This window comes from Coprococcus sp. RTP21428st1_C9_RTP21428_210409 (assembly GCF_040227395.1).
GTDB classification, from domain to species: Bacteria; Bacillota; Clostridia; order Lachnospirales; family Lachnospiraceae; genus Coprococcus; species Coprococcus aceti.
Map to the genome: position 1 here is coordinate 1 of NZ_JBEHVV010000012.1, position 14,593 is coordinate 14,593.

Annotated in this window: 10 protein-coding genes; 8 read left to right on the forward strand and 2 right to left on the reverse strand. The window is 45.8% G+C overall.

The window, feature by feature from the left end:
- From pyrF to ABUA34_RS04020, 7 genes are all read left to right on the forward strand, one after another.
- Window positions 1-854, forward strand: an 854-nt coding sequence (gene pyrF, locus ABUA34_RS03990) for an orotidine-5'-phosphate decarboxylase (RefSeq protein ID WP_349822875.1), incomplete at its 5' end; no start/stop codon positions are given.
- A gap of 72 nt (window positions 855-926) precedes the next feature.
- Window positions 927-1,691, forward strand: coding sequence for a dihydroorotate dehydrogenase electron transfer subunit (locus tag ABUA34_RS03995; RefSeq protein ID WP_055144778.1), 765 nt, complete (start codon window positions 927-929; stop codon window positions 1,689-1,691).
- Between the two features lie 11 nt (window positions 1,692-1,702).
- A complete protein-coding gene (locus tag ABUA34_RS04000; protein ID WP_502880154.1) occupies window positions 1,703-2,605 on the forward strand; it encodes a dihydroorotate dehydrogenase in 903 nt (300 codons plus the stop codon).
- 43 nt (window positions 2,606-2,648) lie between these two features.
- Complete coding sequence (locus ABUA34_RS04005; protein ID WP_349822877.1) at window positions 2,649-6,185, forward strand: EAL domain-containing protein; 3,537 nt, start codon at window positions 2,649-2,651, stop codon at window positions 6,183-6,185.
- A 79-nt stretch (window positions 6,186-6,264) separates the two neighbouring features.
- Window positions 6,265-6,939 (forward strand): orotate phosphoribosyltransferase, encoded by a 675-nt coding sequence (pyrE, locus tag ABUA34_RS04010; protein ID WP_349822878.1) that lies wholly within the window; start codon window positions 6,265-6,267, stop codon window positions 6,937-6,939.
- A gap of 112 nt (window positions 6,940-7,051) precedes the next feature.
- Window positions 7,052-9,157, forward strand: a complete 2,106-nt coding sequence (locus ABUA34_RS04015; protein WP_173795463.1) for an LTA synthase family protein — start codon at window positions 7,052-7,054, stop codon at window positions 9,155-9,157.
- A 113-nt stretch (window positions 9,158-9,270) separates the two neighbouring features.
- On the forward strand, window positions 9,271-10,143 hold the full coding sequence (locus ABUA34_RS04020) for a methionyl aminopeptidase (RefSeq protein ID WP_015534804.1): 873 nt from the start codon (window positions 9,271-9,273) through the stop codon (window positions 10,141-10,143).
- Window positions 10,144-10,265: 122 nt separating this feature from the next.
- Here the strand turns inward: ABUA34_RS04020 and htpG are convergent, their stop codons facing one another.
- Window positions 10,266-12,224, reverse strand: a complete 1,959-nt coding sequence (htpG, locus tag ABUA34_RS04025; protein ID WP_349822879.1) for a molecular chaperone HtpG — start codon at window positions 12,222-12,224, stop codon at window positions 10,266-10,268.
- 250 nt (window positions 12,225-12,474) lie between these two features.
- Window positions 12,475-12,972: a DUF5721 family protein gene (locus ABUA34_RS04030; protein WP_055144706.1), complete on the reverse strand. Its 498-nt coding sequence runs from the start codon at window positions 12,970-12,972 to the stop codon at window positions 12,475-12,477.
- 182 nt (window positions 12,973-13,154) lie between these two features.
- Here ABUA34_RS04030 and glgA point away from each other — a divergent pair, with 182 nt between their 5' ends.
- Window positions 13,155-14,591 carry a glycogen synthase GlgA gene (gene glgA, locus ABUA34_RS04035; RefSeq protein WP_015534807.1) on the forward strand — a complete coding sequence of 479 codons (1,437 nt, stop codon included), beginning with the start codon at window positions 13,155-13,157 and terminating at the stop codon, window positions 14,589-14,591.
- The last annotated feature ends 2 nt before the right edge of the window (window positions 14,592-14,593 follow it).

Sequence of the window (14,593 nt, forward strand, 5' to 3'; positions counted from 1 at the left end):
ACTATGTACCGGAGCATATCCAGAAAGCTGCATTTGCAGAGTATGGCGAGACACTTGAGGGCGCTGGTGAGGCTATATGGCAGTTCAACAAGGGAATAGTTGACGCTACATATGATCTTATACCTGCAGTTAAGCCACAGATAGCCATGTATGAGCAGTTCGGAATCGAGGGACTCAAGGCATTCAAGAAGACAGTTGACTATTGCAAGGAGAAGGGACTTGTCGTTATCGGAGATATAAAAAGAGGCGATATAGGTTCAACATCAACAGCATATGCGGTTGGTCATATCGGAAAGGTACAGGTGGGAAGCAAGACATATGCTGGATTTGATGAGGATTTCATCACAGTAAACCCGTATCTTGGAACAGACGGAATCAAGCCATTTGTGGATGTGTGCAAGGAGGAGAACAAGGGTATATTCGTTCTCGTCAAGACATCCAATCCATCATCAGGTGAGTTCCAGGACAGACTTGTGGATGGACGTCCACTCTATGAGATAGTCGGAGATATGGTTGACAAATGGGGCAGCGATGTTGTAGGTGAATCAGGATATTCAGCGGTTGGAGCTGTTGTCGGTGCCACATACCCTGAGATGGGCAAGGTGCTGAGAAAGGTTATGCCAAAGTCATTTATCCTTGTTCCGGGTTACGGAGCACAGGGGGGTAAGGCTGCAGACCTTGTACACTACTTCAATGAGGACAGACTCGGTGCGATCGTCAACTCATCAAGAGGAATCATAGCTGCTTACAAGCAGGACAAGTATGCACAGTTTGGTGCTGAGAACTATGCAGATGCCTCAAGACAGGCAGTAGTTGACATGATCGAGGATATCAACGGCGCACTTGATGCGTAAAAAGCAGAAAGTGTTTGGCGGATCAAGGTAGTTCGCCGTACACTGATAATAGAATGATTATGGAGGAAGAGTATGGGCAAACTTAAGATGACAGCAAAGGTGGTCAGTCAGGAGACTCTTGCCACAGATGTATACAGTCTGGTGCTTGAAGCTCCAGAGATAGCTTCACAGGCTATAGCAGGACAGTTCGTGTCTGTATATACTCACGATGGCAGCAAGATGCTCCCGAGACCTATCAGCCTCTGCGGAATAGACAGGGAGGCGGGAACACTCCGCCTTGTATACAGAGTGGTTGGATTTGGAACAAAGGAATTTTCACAGCTTGCGGCTGGAGATACGGTCGATATATTGGGGCCTCTCGGCAACGGCTTCATGAAGTCCGACAAGAAGGCGATCCTGATAGGCGGAGGTATAGGAATCCCACCTATGTTACAGCTTGCAAAAGAGCTTGATTGTGAGAAGTCAGTCGTGCTCGGCTACAGGGATGAGATATTCCTGAACGAGGAATTTGAGCCATACGCACAGGTGTATATGTCATCTGAGGATGGACAGCACGGTGTGAAGGGCAACGTAATAGATGCCATAAAGGAATACGGCGTGGACGGTGCTGTCATATATGCATGTGGCCCTACTCCTATGCTTCGGGGAATCAAGGCATACGCCATGGAGAAGGGCATCGAGTGCCAGATATCCATGGAGGAGAAGATGGCGTGCGGCGTGGGCGCATGTCTTGCCTGCGTATGCAAGACAAAGGATATAGATGAGCATTCACAGGTGCACAACAGAAGGATCTGTAAGGATGGACCTGTATTCTACGCTGAGGAGGTGGAGCTGTAATGTCAGATAAGATCAATATGTCAGTGGATATAGCGGGTGTGACTCTCAAGAATCCAATAACAGTAGCTTCAGGAACATTTGGCTCAGGCATGGAGTACAGCGAGTTCGTGGATCTTTCACAGCTCGGTGCAGTAACCACCAAGGGCGTGGCAAATGTGCCATGGCCGGGCAATCCGACACCACGTATAGCTGAGACTTACGGCGGCATGATGAATGCCATAGGACTTCAGAATCCTGGAATCGATGTGTTCAAGAAGAGAGATATACCATTCCTCAGGGATTATGATACAAAGATCATTGTAAATGTGTGTGGAAAGTCCAAGGAGGACTATGTTGACTGCGTTGAGAAGCTTGGCGATTGTGATGTGGATCTGCTTGAGATCAACGTGTCATGTCCGAATGTAAAAGAGGGCGGAATCGCATTTGGCCAGCAGCCGGATGCGCTCTACGATATAACAAAGGCAGTCAAGGCAGCGGCAAAGCAGCCTATCATCATGAAGCTGAGTCCGAATGTCACAGACATAACAGAGATGGCCAGAGCTGCAGAGGCTGGCGGTGCTGATGCGGTATCACTCATCAATACACTGACAGGTATGAAGATAGATGTGAACAGAAGAACATTTGCAGTGGCAAATAAAACTGCAGGTGTGTCAGGCCCTGCGATCCATCCGATAGCAGTCAGAATGGTATACCAGGTGGCAAATGCAATAAAGCTTCCTATCATCGGAATGGGCGGCGTGGCTACCACAGAAGATGCCCTTGAGATGATTATGGTTGGCGCAAGTGCGGTGGCAGTTGGAACGTCCAACTTCCACAATCCTTATGCAACAGTGGAGATCATAAAGGGTATTGAGGAGTATATGAAGAAGAATTCCATCAGCGATATCCATGAGCTGATAGGCTGTGTAAAATAGAACGATATAAGTCTTCTGTAAGAGTTTTAAGGGGTGTTGGGTTATGGAAGATAACATAGATATTGAAAGATATGCACAAAAACTCCGCATGGAACTGGATGAGGCGCTTGGCAGAAATGAGGAGCTCAGCGAGGAGATATCTGATCACGCAAGGATGCTGGAGAAGACTCTTGACAATCTGGCAGGCGGTGTGGGTATATTTGAACTTCACGGGAATAAGCCGGCTGTCAGGTACATGAGCAAAAGCTTTTACAAGCTGTTCAATGTGACCGAGGATCAGATGAGTGGATATGCCAGTGACTACGTGATGCTGGCTATTCCAGAGGATCGGTCTGTCCTTAAGAAGCAGATCCTGGAGACCATAACGAGTAACAAGACCACGGTGCGTGACATCCGCTTTACGGATGTGAATACCGGGGGATATTTGTGGATACAGGTCTGCCTTTCTGTCATGTCCATAAAAAAGGGAATTATCGCACTGTGTGCGGTGTTTATCGATGTGACAAGCAAGATGGAAGCGGAGCTGGAGAACAAGGCGCAGTCTGAGATGCTCAGGCTGATACTTCAGGGAAGCGGAGAGTCCATAATCGTGTACGATGTCCCAACGGATACTCTGATAAATAAGAAGGTCGTGGATGGCGAGATGGTCACCACCATGAAATATGAGAATTTCTATAAGGGCATCGACACTAACAGGATAGTCCACGCTGACGACAGAGACGCCGTGACCGGCATGTTCAGAAAGATCCTTGATGCGGATGCGGATAGCTGTGACAGGCTGATGGGTGATCTGCGCCTTGATCTGAATGGCGGAGGCAAATGTGAGTGGTACAGAGTGCTCTTTGTTCCTCTCAGGGACTCCAAGAAAAAGGTTTGCAAGATATTCGGAAAATATTACTCCATAAACGATGAGAAGATAAGAAGTCAGGAGCTTCAACTCAGGGCGGAGAGGGATTCTCTGACGGGACTTTACAATCATGTCACATTTCAGCACAAGGTGACAGATATGCTTGAGTCATTCCCAGGTGAGCTCTGCGCTTTTTATATCATGGATATTGACGACTTCAAACATATAAATGACGCATTTGGACACTATGCGGGGGATGATCTCCTGTGTGATGTTGCTGTGACTCTTGAGGAAGTTGCCTCGGCGGCCGGAGGATTCTCAGGACGACTGGGAGGCGATGAATTTGCACTGTTCATCCCGATCGTCGACAGAAGGGAGGATGTGTATAAGCTTGCTGATGATATACAGTCCAGACTCACCACCATCAACTGCAGTCTTCCGCACACTATGTCCGTGGGAATAAGCGTTCACAGGATAGAGGATGGGATAGAATTTGATTTGTTGTACAGCGAGTCGGATCAGGCGTTGTACGCGGCAAAGAGGGGCGGCAAGAACCGTTACTGTGACTATGCCGACTCAGCGGATATGCATTCATGTGATTCGCATCACAGCGGATATACATACAATGATGACGAAGGTCTTATGCTGGATGAGATATCTGGTATAGCATATGTTGCGGACATGAAGACCCACGAGATGTATTTCCTCAACAAGGCGGCGAAGAGAAGCCTTGGAATTGCGGAGAACGACGATTCTTACAAGGGTAAAAAGTGCTTTGAGATAACCCAGGGCGGTGATGACCAGTGCCCATTTTGTTCTAATGAGATACTGGTTCCCGGACAGAGCTATGTATGGAATCACTACAACAGCAAGGCAAAGGGACTGTATGTGGTGAAGGATAAGATAGTTGACTGGCACGGAAGAAAGAGCCGGCTTGAGATTGCAGTTGACGTGTCTGATATAGATAAGACAACACAGGTTCTGGCGGACAGCTATGACATAGAGGATGCCCTTGTCAATTTCATGGCGAATATAACTTCAAAGCAGAGCAGTGAGGAGAAATATACCAGTCTGCTCGAGGTGATTGGAACTTTCTACAATTCCAAGAACGCCTGCCTTGTGGAGTATGGACAGGATGGCACAGGGGAGCTTTATTACTGGAAATCATCAGACGAGGAGTCGATAGAGGATGGTCTGAAGGCTCTTGTCACACAGAAAATGAGGGATGAACTGGAGAAGGAAGTCCTCAGGGACGAGGTTCTCATAGTGAACCGTTCCCATCCATTAAGGAATCCTGAAACAGGATTTGCACGGATGCTGAGTGACAGCAGGATATGGTCACTGTATGCGGTTCCGATCATAGTGGACGATGAACTGCTCGGCAGGGTATTTGTGTTCAATCCGGAGAAGCATAATGGAAACATAAGACTCATGAAGAACTTTGCTGCCTTTATCGGAAGTGAGATATATCAGAGACATCTGAAGGAGGATCAGCAGTTTGAGTTCACCCATGATAAGCAGACAAAATGCTTTAACAGGAACAGTTACATAGACTATATAAGAAGCAGAAAGAATTTGAGCAGTCTGGGACTGGTTGCTGTGGATATCAATGAGATAAGGGGCATCGCGGAGATGTTCGGACCGGATTATGCGGACGATGTGATTCTGCAGTTTGTCGGAAGGATAAGGAAGACGTTCCCGGACGACAGGGTGTTCCGCATGGGCTATGAAAGCTTTATCATCATATGTGAAAATATTGAGCAGTTGAAGTTCAATGTATACGCTTCAAGACTCAGGGAAAATCTGCTCTACGGTGAGTTCACGGCATGCTGTGGCTATGTCTGGACAGATTGCAATATTGATGTCCGCAGGATGGAGGATCATGCGGCAAATCTCCTGTATTCCGAGAAGCAGCGGTGGTATGAACAGCAGGACTGTCATTCGGTGAAGTGGAATACGCTGAAAAAGGATATGGTGAAGAAGGAGCTTGAGGAAGGACTGTTCTATGTCCTTTATCAGCCGAAGATGCTGTATCCGTCAGGAAAGATATGCGGGGCAGAGGCCCTTGTAAGATATTCCGGAAATGATGACTTGGCGGATGTTATCGACAGGCTTGAGAAGAGCAGAACTGTAAAATATGTGGATTTTTACGTGCTTGAGAATGTGTGCAGAGATCTGGCAAAATGGCATGAAGAGGGAATGCCATACATCCCGGTATCCTGTAACTTTTCCAGAATGTCGCTTATAGAGAGCAATGTGGCCAAGCAGATAGCAGCAGTGGTTGACAGGTACGGAATACCGCATGATGTGGTCGAGATAGAGATAACGGAGTCGGTCAGTGAGCAGGAGCATGATACTCTGGTGAACATTTCGAACAATATACATGAACTGGGCTTCAGGATCGCGATGGACGATTTTGGAACAAAATACTCAAATGTCGCCATGCTTGCCCATATGGGATTTGACATTATCAAGTTCGACAAGAGCATGATAAATGACATAACTGTCAATCCGGTGGATCGCACGGTTATGTGTCATCTCATAAACATGTGCAATGAACTGGGAATGTTCTGTATAGCTGAGGGTGTGGAGACCGAGGATCAGGCGGATGCGCTCAGCAGCATGGGACTGGCTTGTATACAGGGGTATCTGTGCAGCAGGCCGCTGGAGAAAGAAAAGTATGTGGAGATGTGCAGGGAAAGAGGCATATCACAGCCGTACACCAATAAATAATTGAATCTTTATATGGATTATGGTAGTATGTGTAAGAAAAAGGGCAAAAAAGCCTGAAAACAGGAGGATTCGCAGAGACATGGAACAGTACAAGAAGGAATTTATCGAATTTATGATTGACTGTAACGTACTCAAGTTTGGAGATTTCGTTACAAAGAGTGGAAGAAAGACACCATTTTTTGTCAATACAGGCTTTTACAGAACAGGTGCCCAGCTCAAGAGGCTTGGCGAGTATTATGCTGAGGCTATAAATGCAGAGTTTGGTCTGGACTTTGATGTGTTATTTGGTCCTGCATACAAGGGAATACCTCTCACAGTTGCGACAACTATGTCCATAGCAGAGATGTACGATGAGGACATCAAGTATTGCTCAAACAGAAAAGAGGTAAAGGATCACGGCGACAAGGGAATACTCCTTGGAAGTCCTATAGAGGATGGCGATAAGGTTGTCATCATCGAGGATGTCACAACAGCCGGAACATCTATTCAGGAGACACTTCCTATCATCAAGGCACAGGGCGACGTGGATGTCATGGGTCTTGTGGTTTCAGTAGACAGAATGGAGAGAGGCCAGGGCGAGAAGAGTGCGCTGACAGAGATCGAGGAGAACTACGGAATCAAGACAACAGCTATCGTAACAATGGCAGAGGTAGTGGAGCATCTTTACAACAGAGAGTATAAGGGAAGAGTTATCATAGATGACACCCTTAAGGCCACTATCGACGCTTACTACGATCAGTACGGTGTAAAGTAGATATAATATATCTTAAAATATTGTAAAAAGTCTTAAAATATTATATAAAATAAAGATATGGAGTTAAGGGCCATATCTTTATTTTTTTTGTTTATATGGGAGATTTCAACGTATGATAAAGTTTTTTAAGGCGATGTTTGGGGATGTAAGGGAATATTTCAGAAAATGGTCGGGGTGGATACTGTTCACTGTGTTGATCCTGTATTATGAATTGCTGTTTCACGGCATGAATTTCAGCCTGGATGATGGAAACATAGCCGCTATAATAGCATTTGCGGTGGTGGCGGGAGGCGTGTTCGGCGTGCTGACAGGATTTTTTCCGCCGGTCATCAATAAGATACTTGCAACGCTGTTCACGTTGTTTACGGGTGTGATCTTCATCGCCCAGTACGTATATCATTCTGTCTTCAACAACTATCTGTCTGTTATTGGAACCATAAAATTCGGCAATCAGGCTGTGGACAATGCGGACACGGTCATATCCAATATAAAGGCACAGATAGTGGACGTTATTCTTCTGGCTGTCCCGGTGCTCATAATGATCGTGTGCATATGGACATTTATGGCATTTGACAGGAGAAGGTGGTGGGTGAACCTCATAGGTGCCGCCGGAACAGCTCTGGTGTATGCCACAACACTGTTTGTGATGTGGGCTGTGAACTCGGATGTGTACAGTCCGTACAATTTATACAAGGAATATACATCGGTTGATCTCTCTATTGAAAAGCTCGGCGTCATGGAGAGTTTTGTGGTGGATGTCAGAGAGGGTATCGCAGGCAAGAGCTCAGCACAGAGCAGGATAAACTTTGCCTCGGGTGGTGAGGTCGATATCGACTCACTTGCCTCCACAGAGAGCACAACGATGCAGGAGATTACCACCGAGACGGTGGATGTCGCGGAAGCGACCACAGAGGAGGTTGTGATCGACACATCCCCGAATGTCCTGGATTTGGATTTTGATGCCATAAATGACCTTGCGGGAAATGATGCGGTTTCATCGCTCAGCGAATATTTTGCAAATATACCCCCGACAAATAAGAATGAATATACAGGTATGTTCGAGGGCTATAATGTCATATGGATAACTGCGGAGGGGTTCTCAGGCTATGCGCTTGATTCCGGTCTGTTCCCTACACTGTCAAAACTTGCGGACGAGGGCTTTGTCTTTGAAAATTACTATCAGCCGCTATGGTACGGTTCAACATTAGGCGGAGAGTATGCAAACCTGATGGGAAGCCCGACTAAGAACGGTTCATACCTCAGTATGTGCAGGGCTGCCGACAATGAGAATGGCATGCTGTTTTCCATGGCGAATACGCTCAAGAGACTCGGCTATAGCTGTTACGGATTCCATGACAACGACTATACATATTATGACAGGAATATCACCCATCCGGCGCTGGGATACGAGTGGATAGCCAGCGGTAATGGGCTTGAGTACCAGACTGACGAGAACGGGCAGGACATGTGGCCTCAGTCGGATCTTGTCATGATGGAGGAGACATTTGACAAGTATACAGAGACGCAGCCGTTCCACCTGTACTATCTGACGGTCAGCGGTCATGTGCCATATGGATACGGTGCGGCAAATGCCATGGCGGAGAAGAACAAGGCTGTGGTCAGTGACCTTAACTATGTCCTGGATACGACAAAGGCATATCTGGCATCCCAGTACGAAACGGAAAAGATGCTTGAATATATGATGAAGAGACTTGAGAAGAAGGGGCTGCTGGACAATACTGTTATCGTCCTGGCGGGGGATCATGTACCGTATGACAATATGGACGTTGTGGATGAACTGGCAGGGGAGAACTTTGAAAACAGTCTTGAGGCGTACAGGAGCAGACTTGTCATATGGTCGGCGTCGATGGAGAAGCCGGTGAGAGTTGACAAGGTGTGCAGCAGTATAGATATCCTGCCGACCATGCTCAATCTCATGGGAGTGGATTATGATTCGAGGCTCATCATAGGAAGGGATATCCTGTCAGACAGTACAGGACTGGTGCTGTTCCCGGACAGAAGCTTTATAACGGATGCATTTGAATATAACGCAGTCACGGACACGCTGACATCCCACACGGGTGCGGAGGTATCGGATGACAGTTTCATTGCGATGCAGCTATATGTCGCGGATAAATTTACAGCAGCTGACAACATAACAGAGTCGGGGTATTATACATATGTTGCCAGGTATCTGGGGATAGACGAGTATAATTGACAATATTTATCATATTAAAATGTGGAATTATTCTCAAAAACGTATTATAGTATTTGTGGCTAATACCATAGGTATGTAATGAAAATATTATGCAATAAAGAAAGAGGTTAATTATGAAACTTGGTAGAAATGATATGTGCTGGTGCGGAAGTGGTAAGAAATACAAGACCTGTCACCTGGCTCTTGACGATAAGCTTGAGGATATGAAGAACAGAGGATTCAAGATTCCTACACATGCGATGATCAAGAACGCAGAGCAGATCGAGGGAATCAGGGAGGCTTCAAAGGTCAACACATCTGTGCTCGACTACATAACTCCATTTGTCAAGATAGGAGTGTCTACCAGAGAGCTGGATGACCTTATCTATAACTATACAAAGTCCATAGACGCTATTCCTGCATGTCTTGGATATGAGGGATATCCTAAGAGTGTGTGTATATCGGTAAATGATGTGGTATGCCACGGCATTCCAAGTGATGACATTATTCTCCAGGATGGAGATATAGTTAATATCGACTGTACAACAGAGTACAAGGGATATTTCGGAGACTCATCAAGAATGTTCATGCTGGGAAATGTTGATCCCGCATGGAAGAAGCTTGTAGAAGATACAAAGAAGGCTCTTGATATAGGTGTTGAGGTGTGCAGCAAGCCATATGTGACCATAGGAGATATAGGATATGCCATCAACAAATTTGCACAGGAGCAGGGCTATTCGGTTGTCCGTGAGATAGGTGGCCATGGAGTAGGTCTTGCAATTCATGAGGAGCCTTATGTAAGTCATATAGGACAGCCTGGCAAGGATTATGTGCTTGCTCCGGGAATGGTGTTTACCATTGAGCCTATGATCAACATGGGCGGCCCTGATGTATATCAGGATGCAGATGACGGCTGGACTATCTACACGGAGGATGGCTCACCATCGGCACAGTGGGAGTACACACTGGTTATGACAGAACATGGAGTGGAGATACTTGCCCACTAGGGAGTGGAATAGAATAAAAGAGCAGCAGCCTGATATGCTATCAAAGACATATCGGGCTGCTGCTTTTTGTTGTGTTAGTTATCCATTAGGATCTGCTGCCGTAAACCGGCAGACAGATTATATTACTTTGTAAGTATTCCAAGGATCTCGTTGCTTCTTGCGATGAACTTGGTCATTGCCTCTGCTGACAGTGGACGGTTGGCAAGTACGGCCAGATCATATAACTGGCAGCAGATCGTAGCTGTGTTGTCGCTGTCAGGGTTGTCCAGAACGTATTTAACAAGCTTGTTGTTGCTGTTCAGGATTAGTGTCTCGCCCTCGCCCTGACCGAACATTGATGGATCCATACCGGCCATGCCGTACATCTTCATCATTTCCTGCATACGTCTTGTCTCCTCAGGCTGGGTGAGGATAGAAGATGTATTCTCATCCTTCAGGGATTCAACCTTTACATTCAGGTTCTTCATGTCGAGAGCCTTCTCAAATGTAGCTGTGAGCTTATCCTTGTATTCCTTTGCAGTCTCCTCGGAGAGCTCCTCGCCGACAAAGTTGTCAGAGAGCTCAGCGTCTATTCTGTAGAAGTGAACATTCTCATTCTTCTGCTCAAGCAGTGTGATGAATGGGCTGTCGATGGTCTGTGTCATGATCAGCGCGTCCATGCCCTCAGCCTTGAACATATTGATGTACTGTGACTGAGCCTGCTCATCGGTTACATAGAATACCTTGTTCTCATACTTTTCCTTTCCAGCCTCAAGATACTCAGGGAGAGTTATATATTTGCCCGCGAGATTCTTGTATATACAGAAGTCCTTCATCTTGTCGAGGAACTTGAGATCCTTCAGACAACCAAACTTGATAAATGGGTTGATGTCATCCCAGTACTTCTCGTAGTCCTCTCTGTGTGTCTTGTACATGCCGGACAGCTTGTCTGCAACCTTCTTGGTGATGTAGTCTGAGATCTTCTTGACAAATCCGTCATTCTGAAGCGCACTACGTGATACGTTCAGTGGAAGATCAGGACAGTCGATACATCCCTTTAAGAGCATGAGGAACTCAGGAATTACTTCCTTGATATTGTCGGCGACGAATACCTGGTTGTTGTACAGCTTGATCGTTCCCTCAAGGTTGTCATACTGTGTATTGATCTTAGGGAAGTACAGGATACCTTTCAGGTTGAATGGGTAGTCCATGTTCAGGTGTATCCAGAACAGAGGCTCCTTGTAGTCGTGGAATACCTTTCTGTAGAACTCCTTGTATTCCTCGTCGGTGCAGTCGTTTGGATGCTTTGCCCACAGTGGGGTAGTGGTGTTGAGTGGCTTAGGAGCTTCAGGCTTCTTCTCCTCGGTCTTTGTATCGTCTGCGTCTGGGCCCTTGCTGTCCTCAGCATTATCTGCTGTGTCGCTGACTTCCTTTGCATCCACGTCTACAGTAGCATCCTTAGGATCTTCCTGTGGCTCGTCTGCGTTGGTGTAGTAGATCTCAACAGGCATGAACGAACAATACTTGTCGATGACCTCCTTGATCCTGTATTCATTTGCAAATTCATAGCTGTCCTCGTTCAGATAAAGGGTGATGGTAGTACCTCGGTCAGCCTTAATGCACTTCTTCATGGAGTATTCAAGGCCGTCCTCGCACTCCCAGTATACAGCGTCCTCGCCGTCCTTGTATGACTTTGTCTCGATGGTGACCTTGTCGGCAACCATGAATGCGGAGTAGAAGCCCAGTCCGAAGTGGCCGATGATCTGTTCCTCTGTTGCCTTGTCCTTGTACTGCTCAAGGAATGCCTCGGCTCCTGAGAAAGCGATCTGGTTGATATATTTCTCAACCTCCTCCTCAGTCATACCGATACCGTTATCGGTAAATGTGATGGTCTTGTCGTTGGCACTTGTGGCCACATCTATACGATATGGCTCATCCGGCTCGTCAAATTCGCCCATAAGAGACAGCTTCTTAAGCTTTGTAACGGCATCACAGCCGTTTGATATAAGCTCCCTGACAAATATATCGTGGTCTGAATACAGCCACTTCTTGATGACAGGGAAAATGTTTTCACTGTTGATCGATAAATTTCCGTTCTTCATAATTGTATACATCTCCTTAAAATATAATGGTTTTCAATGAAAGATGTGTCATCCCCGATCTGTGTTCAATCTTAATAGAAATGTACACTGACACATCAGGCTAAAAGGTATGATAAATCAGCTGGGAACTAAAGTCAAGAAAAAATTAGCACTCAGACAAAATGAGTGCTAACAGGGGCGGCGCGTAAAAAAATCCGGCATCAGATGAGGTGCCGGATCTTCAAAAATCATATTAAATTTCTTCAAAAAATCAGCTTTCGGTGAAATATATTCCGGCAGTCTTCAGGAAATCCCTGATCTCCGCATCCCACACATGCTCAAGGGTCTTATCCATGGTGAATATGTTCTGGGTCGCCATGGATGTGAGTTGTATGCTCATGCCGTCATAGTAGACGTTCAAGGTGAGATTTGCCACATCAGATACAGGTATGGTGAGATGGTTCTTCTCAAGCATATCCATGATGTCCGGCTGGGAGAGCACGAGCACTATCTTGAAGCTCAGTGGCAGCTTCTTTCCTCTTATAACATTATATACATGTGGTTTTATGGACTCCCATGAGGCGTAGGATGTGGAAGCCATGAGCTCCAGCTCCTCCTTGTCATAGAAATCCTTGTTTACCCTTCCGTCAAAGCTGTATGTTATCCCGCTTTTTACAAATGCCTCCATGGCGAGAAAACGGTCAAATGTATTGTCCATCAGAAGCTTCTTCACGAAGTCCCTGGTCTCGGTGATGGTGATGTCTAACATTGAAAATCTCCTGTTTTCTGGATTGTGATCCAGCCGTATCTGCGTGCGGCTGCATGCTAAAAGTATATCAGCGGAATGTGGCAAATGCAACAATATAGATACACTGATTTATTGAATTATGGATACCCGTGTGATATAATGTACAAGGATTTAATGTCTAAATGTTATGGAGGGTTTATTTGATGAAGAAGGTTGCATATATAGCATCAGAGTGTGTGCCATTTATAAAGACGGGTGGTCTTGCGGATGTAGTTGGAACACTGCCAAAGATATTTGATAAGAACGAGTATGATGTGAGAGTCATCATGCCGAATTATCTCTGTATTCCGAACAAGTACAGGGAGAAGATGCAGTATATAACGCATTTTTATATGGACATCGGTTACAAGAATGATTATGTTGGCGTTATGTATCTGGAGTATGAGGGTGTCAAGGTATATTTCATAGATAACGAGTATTACTTTAACGGATTTACACCTTATGGTGATGTAAAGTGGGATATCGAGAAGTTCTGTTATTTCTCAAAGGCAGCGCTTTCGATCCTTCCATCGATCGGTTTCCAGCCGGATATACTTCACTGTCATGACTGGCAGGCAGGACTTGTGCCTGTATATCTCAAGACTCTGTTTGCAGGAGATATGTTCTATACAAGCATGAAGTCTGTTATGACTATTCATAATCTCCAGTTCCAGGGCAAGTGGGATATAAAGACCATTCAGGAGTATTCAGGACTCCCTGATTATGTATTTACACCGGACAAGCTGGAGATCCAGAAGGATGCTTCCATGCTTAAGGGCGGACTTGTATATGCAGATAAGATAACAACGGTAAGTAACACATATGCCAAGGAGATACAGACTCCATATTATGGAGAGGGACTTGACGGGCTCTTAAGTGCCAGATGGCAGTCACTCTGGGGCATTGTCAACGGTATAGATTACGAGGTATGGAATCCTGCAACAGATCCACAGGTATATAAGAACTACAGCGTGGATAACTTCAGACAGCTCAAGAAGATCAACAAGATCGAACTGCAGAAGGAATGTGGACTTCCTCAGGATGAGAATCAGTTTGTAATAGGAATCATATCCAGACTCACAGACCAGAAGGGTCTTGATCTGGTTGACAGGATCATGAACGATATATGCTGTGACGGAGTACAGTTCATCGTCCTCGGAACCGGTGACGGCAAGTACGAGAACATGTTCAAGTATTATCAGGGAATACATCCTGCAAAGGTATCAGCGAACATCTATTATTCAGATGAGAGATCTCATAAGATGTATGCAGGCTGCGATGTGATGCTCGTGCCTTCAAGATTTGAGCCATGTGGACTCACACAGCTCATGGCACTCAGATATGGCACAGTTCCAGTAGTAAGAGAGACAGGTGGTCTTGCAGATACTGTTGAGGCTTATAATCAGTTCGAGGGTACAGGAACAGGATTCTCATTTGCTAATTATGATGCATATGAGCTCCTCAATGCCATAAACTATGCAAAGGAAGTGTACTATAACAACAAAGAGGCATGGTATGGAATCCAGGAGCGTGGCATGAGACAGGATTACTCATGGTATAACTCAGCGAATATATATAAGGATCTCTACAATTCACTGTAGGA